Annotated in this window: 18 protein-coding genes and 2 riboswitches; of the genes, 2 read left to right on the top strand and 16 right to left on the bottom strand. The window is 46.1% G+C overall.

Annotated features, from left to right (window positions below; genetic code table 11):
• Positions 1 to 32: 32 nt before the first annotated feature.
• Positions 33 to 1,043: a hypothetical protein gene (locus JKM87_RS02530; RefSeq protein ID WP_202077547.1), complete on the bottom strand. Its 1,011-nt coding sequence runs from the start codon at positions 1,041 to 1,043 to the stop codon at positions 33 to 35.
• Between the two features lie 375 nt (positions 1,044 to 1,418).
• Here JKM87_RS02530 and JKM87_RS02525 point away from each other — a divergent pair, with 375 nt between their 5' ends.
• Positions 1,419 to 1,727 carry a hypothetical protein gene (locus JKM87_RS02525; RefSeq protein WP_202078054.1) on the top strand — a complete coding sequence of 103 codons (309 nt, stop codon included), beginning with the start codon at positions 1,419 to 1,421 and terminating at the stop codon, positions 1,725 to 1,727.
• Between the two features lie 80 nt (positions 1,728 to 1,807).
• Here JKM87_RS02525 and JKM87_RS02520 read toward each other — a convergent pair whose 3' ends face one another.
• From JKM87_RS02520 to JKM87_RS02485, 8 genes are all read right to left on the bottom strand, one after another.
• Positions 1,808 to 2,524, bottom strand: coding sequence for a Dps family protein (locus JKM87_RS02520; RefSeq protein WP_202077544.1), 717 nt, complete (start codon positions 2,522 to 2,524; stop codon positions 1,808 to 1,810).
• 124 nt (positions 2,525 to 2,648) lie between these two features.
• Entirely contained in the window at positions 2,649 to 3,521 is an 873-nt protein-coding gene (locus JKM87_RS02515) for a patatin-like phospholipase family protein (RefSeq protein WP_202077542.1), read from the bottom strand.
• A 35-nt stretch (positions 3,522 to 3,556) separates the two neighbouring features.
• Entirely contained in the window at positions 3,557 to 4,120 is a 564-nt protein-coding gene (locus tag JKM87_RS02510; protein WP_202077540.1) for an LOG family protein, read from the bottom strand.
• A gap of 287 nt (positions 4,121 to 4,407) precedes the next feature.
• A complete protein-coding gene (locus tag JKM87_RS02505; protein ID WP_202077538.1) occupies positions 4,408 to 5,745 on the bottom strand; it encodes a nitroreductase family protein in 1,338 nt (445 codons plus the stop codon).
• Between the two features lie 43 nt (positions 5,746 to 5,788).
• A complete protein-coding gene (locus tag JKM87_RS02500) occupies positions 5,789 to 7,153 on the bottom strand; it encodes a Na+/H+ antiporter NhaC family protein (RefSeq protein ID WP_202077536.1) in 1,365 nt (454 codons plus the stop codon).
• Positions 7,154 to 7,258: 105 nt separating this feature from the next.
• Positions 7,259 to 7,813: a helix-turn-helix domain-containing protein gene (locus JKM87_RS02495; protein ID WP_202077533.1), complete on the bottom strand. Its 555-nt coding sequence runs from the start codon at positions 7,811 to 7,813 to the stop codon at positions 7,259 to 7,261.
• Between the two features lie 126 nt (positions 7,814 to 7,939).
• A complete protein-coding gene (locus JKM87_RS02490; RefSeq protein WP_202077531.1) occupies positions 7,940 to 8,449 on the bottom strand; it encodes a DinB family protein in 510 nt (169 codons plus the stop codon).
• Between the two features lie 36 nt (positions 8,450 to 8,485).
• On the bottom strand, positions 8,486 to 8,899 hold the full coding sequence (locus JKM87_RS02485) for a VOC family protein (protein WP_202077529.1): 414 nt from the start codon (positions 8,897 to 8,899) through the stop codon (positions 8,486 to 8,488).
• Between the two features lie 169 nt (positions 8,900 to 9,068).
• Between JKM87_RS02485 and JKM87_RS02480 the strand changes: the two genes are divergently transcribed.
• Entirely contained in the window at positions 9,069 to 9,644 is a 576-nt protein-coding gene (locus JKM87_RS02480) for an NAD(P)H oxidoreductase (RefSeq protein ID WP_202077527.1), read from the top strand.
• A 45-nt stretch (positions 9,645 to 9,689) separates the two neighbouring features.
• Here the strand turns inward: JKM87_RS02480 and JKM87_RS02475 are convergent, their stop codons facing one another.
• The 7 genes from JKM87_RS02475 to JKM87_RS02445 all read right to left on the bottom strand — a co-directional run bounded on the left by JKM87_RS02475 (position 9,690) and on the right by JKM87_RS02445 (position 19,964).
• On the bottom strand, positions 9,690 to 10,478 hold the full coding sequence (locus JKM87_RS02475; RefSeq protein ID WP_202077525.1) for a helix-turn-helix domain-containing protein: 789 nt from the start codon (positions 10,476 to 10,478) through the stop codon (positions 9,690 to 9,692).
• Between the two features lie 280 nt (positions 10,479 to 10,758).
• Positions 10,759 to 11,352, bottom strand: coding sequence for a trimeric intracellular cation channel family protein (locus tag JKM87_RS02470; protein ID WP_202077523.1), 594 nt, complete (start codon positions 11,350 to 11,352; stop codon positions 10,759 to 10,761).
• Positions 11,353 to 11,536: 184 nt separating this feature from the next.
• Positions 11,537 to 11,689: riboswitch (glycine riboswitch) on the bottom strand.
• Positions 11,690 to 11,692: 3 nt separating this feature from the next.
• Positions 11,693 to 11,808, bottom strand: a riboswitch (glycine riboswitch).
• 147 nt (positions 11,809 to 11,955) lie between these two features.
• Entirely contained in the window at positions 11,956 to 13,698 is a 1,743-nt protein-coding gene (locus JKM87_RS02465) for an L-lactate permease (protein ID WP_202077521.1), read from the bottom strand.
• Positions 13,699 to 13,991: 293 nt separating this feature from the next.
• Entirely contained in the window at positions 13,992 to 14,756 is a 765-nt protein-coding gene (locus tag JKM87_RS02460) for an IclR family transcriptional regulator domain-containing protein (RefSeq protein WP_202077519.1), read from the bottom strand.
• 87 nt (positions 14,757 to 14,843) lie between these two features.
• Positions 14,844 to 17,042, bottom strand: a complete 2,199-nt coding sequence (locus tag JKM87_RS02455) for a malate synthase G (RefSeq protein ID WP_202077517.1) — start codon at positions 17,040 to 17,042, stop codon at positions 14,844 to 14,846.
• Between the two features lie 86 nt (positions 17,043 to 17,128).
• Entirely contained in the window at positions 17,129 to 18,571 is a 1,443-nt protein-coding gene (locus tag JKM87_RS02450; RefSeq protein ID WP_202077515.1) for an FAD-linked oxidase C-terminal domain-containing protein, read from the bottom strand.
• On the bottom strand, positions 18,561 to 19,964 hold the full coding sequence (locus JKM87_RS02445; RefSeq protein WP_202077513.1) for a (Fe-S)-binding protein: 1,404 nt from the start codon (positions 19,962 to 19,964) through the stop codon (positions 18,561 to 18,563). Before JKM87_RS02445 ends, JKM87_RS02450 begins: the two co-directional genes overlap by 11 nt.
• Position 19,965 lies beyond the last annotated feature (1 nt).

Below are 19,965 nucleotides of genomic sequence, written 5' to 3'. Positions count from 1 at the left end.
CCAGCTTAGATTACACCTCTTTTCCTAACGAGTTAAATATTTGTCCTTGCACCTTGTATCCTGTGATCATCCGTGTTGAGATACCGCTGTTCAATCTCTTCTATCGTTTTCTGAGCTGGCTGGACCCATTCACGAATCCACCTAGGCTGTGGGGAGTCAATCGTCAGTTGATGTTTGGCCATCATGTGGTGATATAACTTATCTGCTGGAGTGGGGATCCACCAGGTGAATACAGCGCTAAAACGTCGGTGAGTAAAAAAATGAAAATAATGCTGGAGTAATGCTGCCGTTAATCCTTGTTCATCATTTAACATGTCTCGTGGCTCAGGGGCTGGATAGGCTTGAGGATACTTGAGCGGTCCGTGATTTAAGAATTCTCCTATAAGCCCTATGGGTAACATCATATTGCGATGGTGAGGCAGGTGAAAAGGTAAGTCTGATACAAAATCGAGGCGTATAATGACACCGTTAATAAAGCGTTGCTCTACAGGATCTTCAGCGTTGTAATAGTCTTGTACACGCGCTTGCCAATCCCAATACACAATGGACGTGTTATGTGATCGCCAAAATAATGCAAGCATGTGATGGATATGCTCGTTGTAGCGGTGTCGCCACTTCGTTCGCCAACGTTTCAAGAGGGGTGTCTGACCCTCTCTATCCCGCCAAGCTTTCCCAGCATTAAGGTAATCGATAAGGTATTGCACTCTGGACTCATCACTGTGAGCGTCACGCGCTTGTAACACGGCGGCTTGATACAGATCACGACAAAAGTGACGGTTAACATACGCCCAGTAGTTATACTTTGCTTTCGTCCCATGACCTAGACGATCAGAGACACGATTCGTGTCATATTCCCATCGAGAAAATAATTCTACATCCATACCAAAATAATAATCACGAACAAAGGATAGCTTTCCAAATATATCGAACCATTTGAAAACGTAAGGGCTCACTTGCTTGTACCAATACCTAATACCCTCTAAACGTTCCTTTGGCGATGAACTCAATAAACGTTCTAACGGCTCTAGCTGGCTATCTTTCATCTCACCCTATCCCTCCTCCCCGTTACTGATTCGCTTTTACACTATTAACCCTTCACCCTTTCCTTCCTTTTTTGTCAACGATATCCATCGACGATATATTTTTATTCTACATTAAAGATATAACAAAAGTAAACGACAGGTGTGACTTGAATCCTCGTTTATATTAAAGATCCATAACTATGATGACAATGAATACTATGCGAGTTCGAAGGTGGATATACTGAAGGATACATACGATGAATACACCACAGGAGGAAGTCCATGAACAAGGGAGATCGAGCGTTGAAGCACCGTAAACACATCAAAAATAGAGATAAAGTTATCGATATAACGGGTTCAGAAGAGAAAGGTGCCGTCCAAACCATCCTTGAAGGGATGTGGTTTACGAAGCATTTTCGCTCTGCAACGGCCGAAGAGTGGTTTGTTTTTGTACCTCAATATACGGACCCGCGAACGGGTGGGGCTTCAGGAAAGGCGATCGTTCATTACAATCTGTATGGTAATAAAGACATTTTTATTAATACCACCGTTATCTTTGACGCGCCTGAGCTTCATACACCTGATAAACATGAGCTCGTCTACGCCCTTGCGGATGAATTGGTAAATCGTTTGGTTGGATACGCAAACACCCTGCTCTCTGTTCACGCGGGACAAAACTCTTATGAGGCAGAATACATCGATTAACACAAAAAGCCACTTCAGTACAGAACGGTCAATCCGCGTGTGTACTAAAATGGCTATCGTCGTTCGATGTCTAAAACCGCTTACTGTGGTAGATTATCGTTCAGGTGACGTTGGTCAGCAATATCCCCTTGTCCATCCAACAAATGCTCCATCCCTCTAACAAGGGTATCGTCCTCTAGCAGGCTCCAAATATGGTACCCGAAGTCTTCTCGATCGAGTAAGACTTCCTCAAGTGTCTCGACCGTACCAAAATCATTGAGATCATGCGCTCTCTTAATCGTCTTTCTCATCATTCCCTGAATTTTGAGCTCATGCTCGAGGTCGTTACGTAAGAAGTCCCTCATCGTGTAGCGACCCTCTACTTCGTGCTTAATATATGAAATTTTATGCTGTGTCTCTGGGTGGGCTGTTGGCACGACACCAAGCCGTGCAACACGCTCACCTACGCTGTCGATATGGTCTTGGGTTTTCTTCACATGTTCATCTAAGATATGGTGTAAGCTTCCGAAAGACTCCGCACCTTCCGTTAACCAGTGGTGTTTCGTGTATTGATGTAAGGCCACATTCAGCGCACAAAGATGTTCATCTAATTGGAGCCCCATCTCTAAGCGCGTTTCATACGGGAGACTGATCCCTGATCCCTCTGTTCTTGCCGTACGCGGCTCCTGACGAAAGATCATATTCTCCTGGTGCTCAGGTTGTTGATGACCTGGCATCGTCGGGTCAAAGCCCGTCATGGCTAACTTAAAGCCATCGTGTGAAAATCCTTGGTTATCATGGCCTTGCTCTTGGTTCATATTTTATACCCCTTTCACATGCGTTTGAACATAGTTTCTGTTCGATAACCAATTTTATACATTGACGCACGGTCATTTTAAGGGGCTTTGATCTAAAAATGATCTACCGATCTACCGGTCGCTGTTAAATAAGCTCCTCTGATACCGGTTGCTTTAGCCACGCCTGTAAGGATGCGTATTGGGCCTTGGCATCTTCATAACCAAGCTCATACAACGCTGTTAAACGCGTTTGATCTCGCTCTATCCTGCTCACTGGAACCTCTCGACTCGGCTGAATGAGAAAGACCTCACCCTGATCCACCCGGTGATATAAATCCTTTAATGTTTGATTGTATCGCTCATGTCTATTTTCTAGGCTTTCTCCTATCTTAGGATGTTGCCGATAAAACAACCTAGACAAGGACGCAAGTCGACTCCGTTTGCGGGTAAATCCCTCTGCTTTGGTCATGATGACAACATGACGGGTGTTACCGTCCTTTTGTGATTTTTGCAAGGGGATGGGATCAATAATACCACCATCAAGCAATGATTTCCCGTCATATTCCACCGCGGGTGCCACAAAAGGAAGTGAACTCGATGCTCTAATAATCTTGAGCATGTGCTCACCATGCTCCCGCTTCGTATAATATACAGGCTCACCAGTCTCACAATCGGTCGTACCTACGACAAATGTTTCTTCAGCATTTTGAAAGGTGTCAAAATCAAAAGGGATAATGTTATTAGGAATCTCGTCAAAAAGAAAATCCATGCCAAATAATTGCCGTTTCGTCCACAGATTACGATAAGACAGGTACTCCGGATGATTCGCTAAACCGATATTTACTTTTTTATTCCGACCCTTCTGACGTGACAGGTAGGACGCTGCCATACAGGCCCCTGCCGAGACCCCAATGACGTAAGGAAAATACAAATCCTGCTCCATAAAATATTCTAATACGCCGGCCGTATATAACCCGCGCATACCGCCACCTTCTAAAACTAATCCTGTTTGTTCCATCTCTCATCCCTCTTTATCCTGAGTGCTTCACACAGTTACCATTTTTGTATGGCTTGATGTTCGTAGTTTTTTAGCTTATTGATTAAGGTATCCGCATCGTCTTCCATGACAATCAAGTCTTTGTATGCCGGTTTTACGAAGCCTTGTTCAATCATATGATCGAACAGAGACAGCATTGGGGTGTAGTAATCGTTCACATTATGGAGCGCGCAAGCTTTCTGATGATAACCTAACTGCGCCCAAGTAAACACCTCAAACCATTCTTCTAATGTTCCTGAACCACCAGGAAAGGCGATAAAAGCGTCTGCGTAATCCATCATCAGTGCTTTTCTCTCATGCATCGTATCGACCACGTGTAGGTCAGTTAAGTTTTGATGGGCGATTTCAACGTCCTTTAACTTTTTAGGGATGACACCAATCGCTTTCCCACCTGCTTCAATAACTCCGTCGGCGACAGCCCCCATACATCCTACGGCGGCTCCACCATACACGAGATTGAGCCCGTTGGCCACTAAGGTTTGCCCTAATTTTTTGGCTTCTTGCATATAAATTGAATCGTGTCCTGTACTTGATCCACAATACACAGCAATGGTTTTCATCTCTTTTTCCTCCTGAATGATGTAAGTGACGTAAAGTATCGTGCTTACTATTTATCTTTAGCACACTTGCCTATATTTTACATTATGTATCTTATAAATCAAACCAACACCTCTCACCATTTTATCCTGTCACACTTTCATAAAAAAAGGAACCAGCACATCTGAGACGGTTGGTTCCTTATAGGGTGACCCTATTCTGGTGATCTACTCTGTTTGCGATCTACTCTGTTTGTGATCTACTCTGTTTTCGATCTACTCTGTTTTCGATCTACTCTGTTATTGCACTTTTATATTTTTGAAAGTATATCTGTGAGCGGCTTTTTACTAATACCAGGGACATGGCAATCCTCCGTGGGGTACCCTACAGGCAATACGACGATGGGCATTTCATTTTTGGGACGACCAAGGAGGTCACGTAAGAAGGCCATTGGGCTTGGCGTATGGGTAAGTGTGCATACCCCTGCATGGTGAAGGGCGCTCAGTAAAACACCCACGGCCATCCCTGCCGCTGTCATAGCTTCAGGTCCTCGCTTATCGACCTTCGTGCCATCGTCGTACGCTTGCTGTGCCCGATCCTCCTCTACTTTAAAAGCAATAATCAGGTGTGGGGCGTCAGTGAGATGGGGCTTCTGCCAGTTTGTTCCCAATGGACTTAACGCCTCTCTCCACTCGTCAGACATCCGTTCTTCGTAAAGTTTCTTTTCCTCTATTTCTGCCTGCTCACGAATTTGTCGCTTCAACGACGGTTGACTCACAACAGCAAAACGGTAGGGTTGTACGTTACCTGCTGATGGCGTGGTTGCAGCGACTTCTAAAGCTTTTTCAACAAGTTTAATGTCCACATCCTCAGTTGAGAAATCCCGAATGTTTCTACGCCGACGAATGGTCTCGTAATAGTCAGTGGCCTGCTGTAGCTGTTCTTGTGGTGTCCAATGGGGTTGTGACTGAAACTCTGGTGCCTGTGTCGTGCCCTCAGGCATGTTAATATCGCCTAATATCACTTCCGATAACGCTTTTCGGGCCAATGTAGGCGCTTGATAATCTGACTTTGCTTTACCCACGGCAAACAGGGCGATCATGGCTTCATTTTTGGGGCGATTGAGTATGTCTTGTGCCGCCTGAACGGGCTGATGCACCACACAATCTAATCCTGCATGTTCAATGGCGGTTAGCAAAAACCCTGCACAAATGGCGGCAGACTCTAGTGCATAATAATGCTTAACCTTTTGTTCCTTTCCTGACTCATCTTGTTTTAAGCCGTAGTTCTCTCTGTACAAAGCGATGAGATAAGGGGCTTCTTCTAGATAATCCAGTGATTTGTGTCGGGGGCTACCTTCACCGTTCTGTGTGGTAGTTTCTCTGTCAGATGCTTCACGAATGGCCTTCTTCACACTTGGGTCTTTGATTAAGACAAACTGCCAAGGCTGTTGATTGGCTCCTGAAGGTGACGTACCCGCCGCTTGTATGACCTTTTCCAGCGTCTCTTCTAGAATATCCTCGTCTGAAAAAGCACGAACACTTCGTCTGCGGGACATTTTCTCAGTAAACCGTGATACACTTCGCCACTGTTCTGCACCGCTTTTGCGTTCAAAGTTTAAGGGAATGAATCCTTTCATTTCTAGCATACCGGTCTCCTCCTATTAGTGTGTTCAGGGTTCAACACTTTTTTTAATAACTCTTTGACTGGCCAACTTTAGGTGTGTGTTGGGCTTTTCTTTGTTCCCAGTAGCTAGCCAAGACGGTGACGACAGGTGCAAACCATAATAGAATGGCGTAGAGCATATAGTCTAACGTCGCCACACCGATCGCAGCAGAAGATAAGATGGCCACCATGTTCCACGGGATAAGGCCTGAGGTCACAACGGCAGAATCATTAATGATACGACCGAGATCGCCTTGACGTAGCCCAGCTTGACGCCACATGCTGTGAACGGATCGTCCCGTTAAGATGACAGGGAACGCTTGATTACACCCACTCACCGCTAGGCTGATTGCGAGAATGACTGTCCGATATGTATACCCGGTAAAGGTGGATACACCCATGAAAAGCTTTTGTATCAAAGGATAAAACATTTGGGTGCGTTCGACGAGACCATTCAACATACCAGCTAGGGATACAAACAAAAGTAATGGCACCATACTCCCTAGCCCTCCCCCGCGTAAAATAGCCTCTAGTCCCTCCGGTGCCGAGTGATACCCACTTAATAGACTTGAGGACACCTCTGAGAAAGACGCGCCCTGCATGGTGAGAGCGAGGATAAGAGCACTTCCCACGCCACATAGTAGAGCATAAACGGTCGACATTTTCATTAAAATACAACCGAACAATAGACCAATGGGTAATATAGCAGCCAAATGAATCACATAGGTTTCCGTTAATTGCATGAGCACTTGATTCCCAAGTGCTTCCCCGTTCACCTCTATAGAGGAGCCTAGCAAGGTGTAAAACAATAGGCATACTGTCAGTAACATGACCGTGGAAAAACTCATGTTTCTAAGAATCACACGTACATGCTCTTCAACCGTTGTGCTTGTCAGGTGGACCATAGAAGATAAAGGAGAGGTTCTGTCACCAAAGAAGGCGCCAGACACGAGGGCGCCTGCGACGATGGGGACAGGGGCCCCAACCGATACAGCCACACCTAGAATAATCATCCCAAGAGAACCTAAAGTGCCAATGGAAGTGCCAATCACGTAGGATGTGCCTGCGGATAAAACGAAGGCAAACAGGACAATCCATTCTACCTGTATCCAACCTGTGAGATAATAGATAATGGTAGGAATCGTGCCACTTAAAATCCATGCTGGGATTAAAAGTGAGATGAGAACGAGGATAGACATGACAGGCCTAATTTTTCGTACACCAGCATAACAAATACCTAAGCCTTCCCTCAGTGAAACACCCGTCCTCAACACGAGTAGAAAAATAAAACAAAACCCTACAGCAAACCCAAGCACTAAAGGAATGCCTAAAATAGCAGAGGTGACAATACTTCCCAGCAAATAGACGAAAGTGAGTATGGCTCGCTTCAAGCACACCCCTCCTGTATATAAATATTGTACATTGTTTAATTTTATTGTACAAAAAGATCACAAAAATAGGAACCTTCTATATGAAAAGATTCCTAATAAAAGTTGCTATAAAGATGAGATCACCAGAAGTAACTCTGTTTGCGTTAGCCCGGGATTATAAAACTGGTGAGGCGTTGTCGAGCGAAACGATATCGTATCCCCTGCGTATAACCTTTGTTCCGTATGAGGAAAAACAACGTGTACTTCCCCACTCAACACATAGCATGTCTCTGTGTCGTGGTGTTCGACCTTTTCCGAAGATGAGTACTGACCAGCCTCAAGCACCACACGTAACAACCGTACGTCACCATCCATGTGAGCGGGCGTTAACAACTCGTATACGGGGATATGATCAGGAAGTTCGAGCTTTCTCCTCTGCTCCCTACGCACAACACTTTGTTTCCGTGCTTCTTCTGCCTCTTCAAAAAAGCGGCCCACGGGAATGCCTAAGACTTCTCCCATTTTGATCAGCGTCTGGATGGAGGGGCTTGTCGCGTTACGCTCCACCTGACTGACCAAACTAGGAGAAAGCTTACATTGCTCAGCAAACTCCCGTAGGGTATAGCCTTTTTCGGATCTTAGGGTCTTCACTTTTGCACCAATGTCCATACGATTCATCATCTCACTTGGTTGGCTATAGCTTATCAACTATTAAAAGTTTCCTTGTTTTCTTCTCTATATTATCGTTTATTGAACAGATTGGCAAAGGAGCCTGAGATATTTTATTCATATAGTAAGAAATGGCGATTAAAGACTGGGGTCTTCGTCTGCACTTGGCCCATAGACAGCAGGAACAGGTATATCTAATAGACGCAGGTATACGACGAGTTGTCCTCTATGGTGAAACCAGTGATTGAGCATCACTGAGCGGAGCATGAAATATCTCGATTCAGTGAAAAAGGGTTCTCCCTTTTGTGTTAATTGACATACTGCTTGTAAATCATCATCATCCCATGAGGATAGCCTCTCGATTGATGCTGTTTCACCCTGATCTAGAGCTGATAGAATCTCGGAAAGTGATTGGGGTTGTGGAAAGGTAACATCAGGCAGTTCAAGCATTTGTTCGGTGAAAAGTTCTGTGAGGACACCAGGGATAACAGCAATATGATAACCGAGTTGTCCCATTGTCATAGACTTTTCGTGTGGCGCCCAAGATAATTTGTCTTCGGGTATACACTCAAGTACTCGTCGTGAGGTGTTTACTTCATGCTTAAACTCTTTTAACAGTAAGTCACTTAACGTCACCGTTTTGTTCATTCGTATCCCTCCAGTTTAATATTTTGACGAGTGCCATTAAGAATGAACGGCACTTTCATCCATATAAATGACTTCCCACATATGACCATCTAGGTCCTGGAAGCTCCAACCATACATGAAGCCGTGATCTTGTGGGTCCATTGAATGCTTTCCACCCGCTGCCAATGCCCTGTTTACAATCTCATCTACTTGCTCCCTACTTTCAGCCGTTATCGCTAAGATGGCTTCGGTACTCGTTGTTGCATCAGATATCTCCTTCTTTGTGTACGTCTGAAAGTACTCCTCAAGAAGTAACATGGCGTAGTTATGATCACTAATCACCATACACGCCGCTTTATTATCTGAAAATTGAGGATTAAAGGCAAACCCCACACTGGAGTAAAATGCTTTCGTTTTCTCTAAATCCTTGACCGGTAAATTAACAAAAATCTTGTCCGCTTGTAACGCCATCGTTTTAGTCCTCCTTTATTTTTATTTACTCTGTACTTCAATATTAATTCTAGCACTACCGCGAAAGACAGATTTCTTCTGAATTGCGTTTTTGAGCGGTTATACTATGAACATGTAGAGAGTCGTAGTAAACTAAGAAGAGATGTAAAAAATGGAAGGAGTGGTTGAAATGAAAGTATTAACGATCGTGACTCATCCCAGAACAGATTCTCTCACATTCTCTGTGGCCAGCCGATTGGTAAAGGGACTAGAGGATGCAGGGCACAAAACCGAGGTCTTAGATCTCTACCGTAGTGGTTTTGACCCGGTATTATGGGAGGCGGATGAGCCAGATTGGTCCGCAGACGTCCAACACTTCTCACCTGAGGTTGAAAAAGAAATGACTCGCATAGCGGAACATGATGCACTAGCCTTTGTTTTTCCTCTGTGGTGGTGGAGTATGCCAGCCATGCTCAAGGGGTACATCGACCGTGTCTTCAACTATGGTTTCGCCTATGGCCCGAACAAACTTCAACATGAGCACGTGTTGTGGTTAAGTTTAGCAGGCGCGCCTGTAGAGCGATTTACGAAACGTCATTACGATGACATGATGACACATTATTTTAATGTTGGCTTAGCAGATTATGTCGGTATTAAAAGTTCAAAGTTTGAATTGTTTTACCAAACGATACATCCGACACAGGAGCACATTGAAGACCTATTAACACAAGCGTACAAGCTAGGGTTAAATTATCCTAAAGCTTAAGCGCCTATGTTTAATTTTCAAGTAGATAAACTTTTCCATATAAAATTATATTTGCTGTCCATGGTTAAACCGACTTAGAAATCTAGACATAAGTAGTGGCAGTGATATTAAGATGGGGGGGTCTCCTAATCTTGGTGGATGAAGGGTGACGTTCTGATGTGGGACCTTACCCGTAGGTTTAACCGTAATCGGTGATCTTGAACGTCCTCTCAGTGTCTGATGAGGGAGCAGGATATCCTTGGCGTGCATCCCCCAACTGACTGAGGTGGCCATCAAGTAGTAAGTTCCTGGTTGGACATGAGGAAGCACAAAGTGGCCTTCAGAAGAAACGATGGTGCCATACAAAGGTAACCCTTCCGGAATGGGCTTAGCAAACAATCCAACAAATACTATCCCCTTAAAAGGCGTCTCCGTATGAATCGTCCCTTCAATCGTGGGATCATGATGGGGCTTTTGCGCATGCCATCTGGTGAGATTTTGTAGAGAACGTAGTTGTTGATCCGTCTGTAATTGGGACTGTCTGAAGTGTGCAGGTGATACACCCACTCTATCCGTAAAACGAGTGGTAAATGTACCTAAGCTTTGTTGCCCAATCTCTAGTCCAATATCCCGTACACTCAGGTTGGTTTGTAGAAGTAAATCTTTCGCTTTTTGTAAACGTAAGGCGGACACGTAATATAGCGGAGACAAGCCGATTTGCTCTTTGAAGATACGTGAAAAATGGTACGGACTGTAGCCCGCATACTTAGCTAAATCCTGAAGGGCAAGCGGCTCGTGTATCTGCTCATGGATATAAGCGATCACGGCCTGTATTTCTGGATAGGGACCTTTCACTGTTATACGCCACCTTTTATACCGAACATGTTGTATGAAACATAAAAGCACAAAAAGATAAACAGATGAGAACGGATCGTGACGCTGTCTTGCCCCACTTTCCGTTCAGATATAAAACTGATTAATGAGTTATATAGATATGTTCGATAAAAGGGTTACAACTCCTTCCGAGAAACATATCCAAATCAAATATATATTGATGTTTATTCTGCTATCCTTTCTGATTAATGACTCTTAGACGGTGACGTGGTCAATTGTACTCTAGCCTCTGTTATAGCCGTTAAACGGCTCGTGTGGGGAGTGCCCACTGGTGCTTAACGGATACTAATCTTAAGCAGACGATGAATCCGAACAAGAGATACAACTGATAAGGTGCAGTGGCCCAACCCATGCCAATAACGAAACCAGCTAAGACAGCCCATAACACGTAAATATCTTGTTTCAGTACAAAAGGCTTACGCTGGGCAAGAACATCACGCAGGATCCCCCCACCCGCACCTGTAATAGCGGCTGCAAACATAATGGCTACTAACGGGAGCTCTATCGCTAAGGCGTGCATAGCCCCCTGAATAGCAAAGGCAGATAATCCGACAGCATCAAGAATATGCCATTTGCGTAAATGGCCCATAATATGACGCGGTAGAACAAAAATAACAGTGACTGTGATTATTGCGATGGTAAATAGGGTTGTTTGCTGCCATAACTCTGTAATCGGAATCCCGATAAATAAATTCCTAATGGCGCCTCCACCAAAGGAGGTGATAAACCCTAAAATATAAATGCCCACAATGTCATACTTTTCCTCCATGGCTACAAGTGCGCCACTCATAGCAAAAGCGATCGTTCCTATCACATTCAATACATCCCAAACCATGGTACAAACCTCCTCAGCTGTTGAATGATTATCGTGTTATCGCAACCTTCAAAGAAAATTTGTTAAGTCGGACACCACCACTAGATAAAACCTCTGTTTTCACAACGGTATGATTTTGATATTAAATAAAAGCGCAAAAAAGGACAGAAAAAAAGGTGTCATCATCACATTCATGAACCCTTTTCTCTGTCCTTTGACCTGAAAGTTTAGCCTTTTATATGGTCTCACATCATCTGCTATATGTGAACCATGATCATTGACAAACCATCGTAAAAGGCCTACCCCTTGGGTGGCTTGCGAGTCAGCTCATTAAACTGTTCACAAGCACTCTCCAGAGCTGCGTCCAACTGTAGTCTGTTGACCTGAGAGATTCATCTCTTATCTTTTAGAGATTTGCTCCTTCGGCGACGAATGGGCAACACTAGCCGTCCACTCGTACTCTCCCACAGTTATCATCCGCTCGTATTCTTTTTTCTTCACTCAATTTATACTATGGGAGTAAGGCTTGGTTTGTCAATCAATAATTTAATATTTTTGTTTGATAGATACTGATGAGCCTCACCCTCTACTCGTATGCGCCCTAATCTTATCCTCCTACATCTGCTAAACTCTTTTATGATTAGTCGCTATGATATAGATAGCAACGATGGCCATGGCTACAGCGATGCCGGACCCAATATTGAATAAACCTTTTTGTGCATACCAGACGATGGCGTACCCGATCGAACCGGCCATCAGTGCATAATAGAGGAACGCGATTAACGTTTTTCTAATAACGGCGCCTTCCTTACCCACTAAGCCGACAACGGCCGACGCTGCGACAACATTATGCACACAGATCATGTTTCCTGCTGCACCCCCAACCGCTTGAAGCGCCACAATCCATGTCGGGTCTACCCCAATCTGAGAACCAACGTCATACTGAAAGAGTGAAAACATCATATTACTGATGGTGTTACTCCCTGCTATAAAGGCGCCCAAGCCTCCGATAAAGGATGAGAACAGAGGCCAGTATTCACCGGCCAGAGCGGCCACACCGTTGGCCAGCTCAATCGGCATGCCCTCAAAGCCTGCTGCACCCCCACCAGAATTTAAGAACACTTGCACCATGGGGACGGTAAATATAAGGGCTGTGGACGCTGCAATCATCGTTTGACCGGATTGAGCCCACGCTTTCTTGTATGCGCTTACACTCATACCGTGAACAAAGTAGGTGATGAGTGATACGATCACAAAAATCGTCCCCGGTAAGTATAGTGGTTGAAAACTGGCACTAATCTCTGTCCCAAACATGTTGGGGATAGACACCGTCCAAGCCTGCATCCACTCTAAAAACGGAAGGGATTCTAATCTGGTTAACACGAGAAACAACCCTACAAGGATATAAGGGGACCACGCTCGAACCATACTCATGTGCCCGCTTTTATGAGCAATATCTTTAATTTCAATACTTCCCGTCCATTCGGGGTCCCACTTCGATCTCGCTTCGAAGTCCCACGCTTCCTCTTTCGATGGCATGAGGAAACCTTTTTTAGCAGCCGTCACGACGATTAAGAGCCCCACTAAACCACCGACCAGGGAAGGAAATTCAGGACCTAAGACGTTAGCCACAATGAGATAAGGAAGGGTCATCGCAAAGGCAGCAAACAAGGCAAATTTCCACACCTTAACCCCTTCTGAGAAAGACTTATTTTTGCCAAAAAATCTCGTCATGAAGGCGACGACAATTAAGGGGACCAAGGTGCCGACCACCATATGAAGCAGGGCCACTTTTGCTCCGATATCCGTCACTAAGACGAGTAGGTTGTCTGTAATCCCGGCTTGGTCTAACCCCGATTGGACACCGACTAGAATCGGAGTTCCTACAGCACCAAATGACACCGGTGTACTTTGGATTAACATGCCTGAAACGACAGCGGCCATGGCTGGGAATCCTAACCCGACCAGTAATGGGACCGCTACCGCTGCCGGCGTCCCGAACCCAGCCGACCCTTCAATGAAAGAACCGAACAACCAAGCAATAATAATGACTTGTATACGCCGGTCTGGTGAGATATCGGTAAACCCTCGGCGGATGGTTTTAAGACCGCCGCTTTCCTGCAATGTATTCAGGAGTAATATAGCCCCGAAGATAATGTACAGTAAAGTACCAGCTACCACGAGACCATTGATTGAAGCGGCAGCTACATTCGCCCCGGGTACTTGCCATACAAAAAGGGCAAGTAAAACAGCGACCACATATGAAATCGGCATCGCTTTACTTGCCGGCCACCTGAGCCCGACAAGAAAAATAGCCACCACTAAAATCGGTAGAAGTGATAAGAAAGCCAACATTCCCGTACTCATAAGTCAAACGCTCCTTTCTCATTGAACATGTCAAACATCCTTTCCTTTGTTTGTTATGAAGAAACCTCGTTTCTTCCTCGTCGCACAAGTTGACTCATTATGAAGCCACCCTACACGACCACCACTTTTTGAATTTTTAGAAAAATGTAAGCGGTAAATGAGTACTGGATAATCGTGATCACGCCATGATGCCTTATTATGTTGTATGCACCTGGCCTTAACATTAGTACTAGCTCTTCTGGTGACCTGTATAAAAAAACTAGCGTCGTTCGGGACAACGCTAGCTCTCGAGCTTACCTTAAACCAAGTCTCTTAGAAATGTGTTGACCGGTTTCAATCATCAAAGGCTGTAGCTGCTCAAGTCTATCATGAGTCATTCTCACAGAGGGACCTGATACGCTAACGGCACCGATGACATGCCTAGCATGATCAAAAATGGGGACAGCGATACAGCGAATATCGTATTCATTCTCTTCTAAATCTAGTGCGTAGCCTTGCTTTTTTACCTCTATTAACGCTTTGATAAACGCATCCTTATCGATCATCGTATACTCGGTATGCTTAGGCATGCCTTTTCTCTCTAGAATATCTATGACAGCCTGGGGCGGCAGATGGGCAAGGATAGCCTTACCGACCGAGGTACAATGCATGGGCGCCCGCTTGCCGACCTTGGAATGCATACGCAGGGTTTCATTGCCCTCTAGCTTCTCGATGTAAACCACTTCCCCTTGATCGTAAACCACAAGGTGAATCACTTCATTCGTTTCCTCTTCTAGCTTCCTTAAGTAGGGTTGGGCTTCCGCTCTTAAGTCGATCGATTCTAATAGACTCGCACTGAGTTCCAAGCATGTATAACCCAGTTTGTATTTTCCTGTCTCCGTATCCTGCTCAATATAGCCGTATTGTACGAGTGTGGATAAAAGACGATATACGGAGCTCTTATTAATATCCATCTGATTGGCAATGTCTGTGACACCTAGGCCCTCTTTTTTCAAGCTGATGAGATAAACGATATCTAGCGCTCGACCTACGGACTTAACCATATTCTCTCTTGGCACAAGTGTTCATCTCCCTGCTTTATGTGGTGCTTCGTCCAACAGTGTGACAAAAGAAGTCATACTAGATACTACACTTAAGGACGACACTTAGCTAAACGATGATGACCGTTGTTCTGCTGCTCTTTGCTTTGCTTCAAGTCTTCTCTGATGCAGAATGGGCTCTGTATAGCCGTTAGGCTGCTCAGCACCTTTGAATACGAGGTCACAGGCGGCTTGAAAAGCGATGGATCGTTCATAATCGAGGGACATGGGCTGGTAGGCTGGGTCACCCGCGTTTTGTTCATCTACGACTTTGGCCATACGCTTAAGCGTGTCAAGCACCTGTTTTTTTGTGACGATGCCATGCTGTAACCAGTTTGCCATGTGTTGGCTAGAAATACGTAATGTCGCCCGATCTTCCATGAGCGCGACGTGATTAATGTCAGGGACCTTCGAGCACCCGATGCCGAGCGCCACCCAGCGTACCACGTAGCCTAATATGCCTTGGGCGTTATTGTCTAACTCCTCTTGTATTTCATCACTGGACCAGTTTGTTTCAGTGGCGAGAGGGATGTCTAAAAGCTCTCTGCGATAATCTTGGTCGGGGTTGACGAGAGTTTCTTGTACTTCATGGACATCGACTTGATGATAATGGAGCGCGTGTAAAGTGGCCGCCGTCGGTGAAGGGACCCAAGCTGTATTGGCCCCCGCATGGAGTTGGCCTATCTTTTGCTTCATCATGTCCGCCATAAGATCAGGCATAGCCCACATGCCTTTACCGATTTGCGCTCGCCCTCTAAAGCCGCTCTGTAACCCGATATTGACATTAGAGGCTTCATAGCTCTGAAGCCACTTCGATGTCTTCATGTCATTCTTCCGTATGACGGGCCCTGCTACCATGGATGTGTGAATTTCATCACCCGTCCGATCTAGAAAACCGGTGTTGATAAACACCACTCTCTCTTTCACCTGTTTGATACACGCCTTTAAGTTTAAAGAGGTGCGACGCTCTTCATCCATCACACCAATTTTCAGCGTATGTCTATCTAATCCGAGCATATCCTCCACGCGGTCAAAGAGGAGGTTGGCGAACTGCACTTCGTCAGACCCGTGCATCTTCGGTTTGACGATGTACACGGCGCCTTCCCTTGAATTCTGATAGGTGCTCTGACCTTCCAGCAGTGAATGCTTAGCAATAAGACTTGTCACAACGGCATCTAGGATCCCTTCCTGTATGTCCTCACCGTTGTGATCTAGCACCGCATTGTTGGTCATGAGGTGACCAACATTTCGAACAAACATCAGTGAACGTCCCGGAAGCGTCAGCGTTGATCCGTCTATCAATGTATACGTGCGGTCAGGGTTGAGTTTTCTCGTGACCTCTTTATTTCCTTTGGCAAACGTACATGTGAGATTCCCTTTCATCAGGCCTAACCAGTTCCGATAAACCCCCACTTTATCTTCTGCGTCTACAGCGGTGACAGAGTCCTCACAGTCCATTATCGTCGTCAAGGCCGATTCCATCAGGATATCTTTGACTCCGGCTTTGTCGGATTGCCCGATAGGGTGTGTGCGATCGATTTGTATATCAATGTGCAGGCCATTGTTCTTTAATAAGATTGCCGTTGGGTAATCGCTCTCCCCCTGATAGCCCTTAAATGCAGATTCATCTTCGAGTTTCACTGTCGATTGGTCATCTAAAGTGACCTGTAAAGTGCCTTCCTTGACGGCATATTGCTGTGCATCCTTGTGGGAGCCTGATTGTAAAGGGAAAATCTCGTCTAAAAATTGGCGTGCGTAGGTGATCACTTTGTCACCTCTCGTAGGGTTATAGGACGTCGTTCTGTCTGCTCCGTTCTCCTCACTAATGACATCTGTGCCATACAACGCATCATACAGACTCCCCCAGCGAGCATTGGCCGCATTTAAAGCGTAACGTGCATTGTTGACAGGAACGACCAGCTGCGGTCCTGCTTGTTTCGCTATTTCGTCATCCACATTGGATGTGGTGATCTCAAAACCCTCAACATCCGGTTCGAGATAGCCGATTTCCTTTAAAAATGACCGATACGCCTCGTCTTGAACCTGGCCCTGGTTTGCTTTGTGCCAAGCATCAAGCTTGTTTTGTATCTCTTCCCGCCGCTGTAAAAGCTTTTTATTAATGGGGGTTAACTCGCGTACTAGGGCTTCAAATCGTTGCCAAAACTGAGCTTGGTCTACCCCGCTCCCTGGTAATGCCTCTCTATTAATAAAATGATAAAGGTCTTCTGCGACCTGTAGTTGACCCACCTGAACATACGTTGTCATCTTTTTCTCCTCCATTCTGAAAGATATGACTACAAGATTTCTCTCATTCACTCTGTCGCTTATTGCACCCATGCACACTAACGGGATTACACCGATTTTGCTTCCTGCTTGACCTCTGCACAACGCCCCGGTGTGGGAAAAAGCTTACCCGCATTTAATAGCCCCTTGGGATTAAACACGTCTCTTATATCCGTTTGAGCGTTGATCTCCTCTTCGTTAAACACCATACGCATCTCATCTACTTTCTCAATACCAACGCCATGTTCACCCGTGATCGTGCCTCCTACATCGGCACAGGCCTGTAAGCAGGCACTGCCCGCTTTTAGGGCCTTTTCCGTTTCTCCCGGCTTTCTGGCATCAAAGAGGACGAGTGGATGCAGATTACCGTCACCGGCATGAAAGATATTGGCGATGCGCAGGCCGTAAGCTTCACTGATTTCATTAATCTTCTGTAACACTTCAGGTAACTTGCTACGCGGAATGACACCGTCCTGGACGAGATAATCTGGAGAGATAGCCCCCATGGCGCCAAACCCTGTCTTCCGGTTAGCCCACCATCTCGCCCTCTCCTGTTCGTCCTGGGCCACTTTTACCTCTCGTACCTGTCGCTTTTGACATACTTCCAATATCTCCTGTACTTGTTCCTCAATCCCCGCTGCGATGCCATCCACTTCAATTAAAAGCAGGGCTTCAATATCCTTGGGATGCCCAACGGGGAACGCTGCGGCCTCGACACCTTCGATGGCGACCTGATCCATCATTTCAAGCGCGGCGGGGACGATACCGGCCGATACAATGTCCGATACCGCTTGGCTCCCATCGGCGACATTGTCAAAATAGGCTAACACCGTCTTTTTCGCTTCAGGTTCTTTCAGAATCCGTACGGTGATTTTGGTGACGATACCCAGTGTCCCCTCGGAACCTGTGAGTAGCCCCAGTAAATCGTAGCCGGGCTCATCAGGAATCCCGTTTTGGCCTAACGCGATCACATCGCCGTTAGGTAAGACCACTTCGAGTCCTAAAATGTGATTCGTGGTCACCCCGTATTTAAGACAGTGAGCGCCACCCGCGTTCTCAGCCACATTTCCACCGATCGTGCAGCAGTACTGGCTAGACGGGTCAGGAGCATAATAGTAGCCTTGATCTGAGACGGCGTGTGTCAGCTTTAAATTAACAAATCCTGGCTCTACGACCGCCTGCCTGTTTTCCACATCAACACTGAGTAGACGCTTCATTCGCACCAGGCTGATTATCACTTCACCGTTTAGGGGGACAGCCCCACCACTTAGCCCTGTACCTGCGCCGCGTGCCAGGAACGGAAGGTCATGATCATGACAGTATTTGACCGCTCGAGCGACCTCTGCCGTATTTTGAGGGAACACGACCGCTTTAGGGAGGTGGCGGTGAATGGTGAAACCGTCACAGTCATAAGCGAGGAGGTCTTCTTTTTTGTACAGAATGTGACGCTCACCGACGATCGCCGCTAGGTTTTGAATATGAGGATCTTTTGACTTCCTTTTAAAACGCACGCCCTTCCCCCCTTTTTTCATCGTGTGGCACCCATTTGTTGGTTTGCTCCTGTCCGTCCTCTTTTTGATAAGCCCAATCTAGAAGTTGGACGGTATGCACCACCCTCTGATTTCGCCCGTATTTGTGTATACCCACCGCCATTTGTAGCATACATCCGGGGTTACCCATTGCGATCCATTCGACGTCCCTAGGGATTGTGTCCATTTTCAAATCTAAAACGTCACCTGCTGTGTCAGGGTTGGTGATATTGTATATGCCAGCGCTTCCGCAGCAACGATCAGCGTGAGCCATGGGCACCATCTCCACCCCTGGTATGTCGAGAAGGAGCTCTCGAGGTTCTTGACGAATCCCTTGCCCGTGTGCCAAGTGACAGGCATCATGGTACGTTAAGCGTGTTTCATTTAAGGTGGCGCGGGGCACTTGATAGCCGGTGTCATGTAGATACTGAGAGATATCCTCCACTTTTTGAGCAAAATGCTCCGCTTTCTCTCGCCACCCCGGCTCCTCTCGAAAGAGTGCCGGATATTCCTTCAGCATACTCCCACACCCGGCTGCATTGACGATAACCTTTTCAGCTTCCTCGAAGGCTTCAATGTTTTGCTTAGCCAATGCTCGCCCCATCTCCCGTTCTCCAGCATGGACATGAAGGGCCCCACAACAGGTCTGATTTTCGGGGACGGTCACAGCATTGCCATTTCGCGTGAGGACATTGATCGTCGATTGATTGATATCCCCGAACATGACGTCCATCACACACCCCGTTAACATGGCGACTTCGTGCTTCGTCTCCCCTTCAGCAGGAATGACTTTTTGCCCCTTGTATCTGTCACGTACGGACCCTCCTATCTCAGGCATGACCGCTTCCATATTGATCAGATGGGAGGGCATGATGTGTAAGAGTTTTGTTTTCTTCACTAGGGTTCTTAACCCGCTCTGCTGATAAAATTTTAAGAGCTTGCCTAGGGTATTGAGTCTCCTAGGATGAGGAAACAGATGATGCAAGAATAAGTTGTTAGCCATTTTTTTCCACCCTTTTAAAGGCATCGCCTGGCGGATCTGACCTCGTGCTTCCTCTATTAAGCCACCGACATCAACGTCGGCTGGGCACGCCGTTGTACACGCTCGGCAATCAAGACACTCAAATATAGGGTCCGTAAATGACTCATTGACCTCGATTTTGCCTTCTGCAACAGACTTGATCAGATGCACGCGCCCTCTAGGCGAGTGCTGTTCCTGCCCGGTTAGCTCATACGTGGGACAGGATTCTAAGCACATACCACAATGGACACAGTCCGCCCACTTATTCTCATCAGGCGGGTCTCTCCACAGGTAATTGCCCAGGGAATACTTAGAATGAACAGTACGTTCCTCGTCTTTTGCCTGATTATTCATC

The organism is Caldalkalibacillus salinus (assembly GCF_016745835.1).
In the GTDB taxonomy this organism is placed as follows: domain Bacteria; phylum Bacillota; class Bacilli; order Caldalkalibacillales; family JCM-10596; genus Caldalkalibacillus_A; species Caldalkalibacillus_A salinus.
The sequence above is the reverse complement of the archived record's forward strand: the minus strand, read 5'-3'. Positions and strand labels throughout refer to the sequence as shown.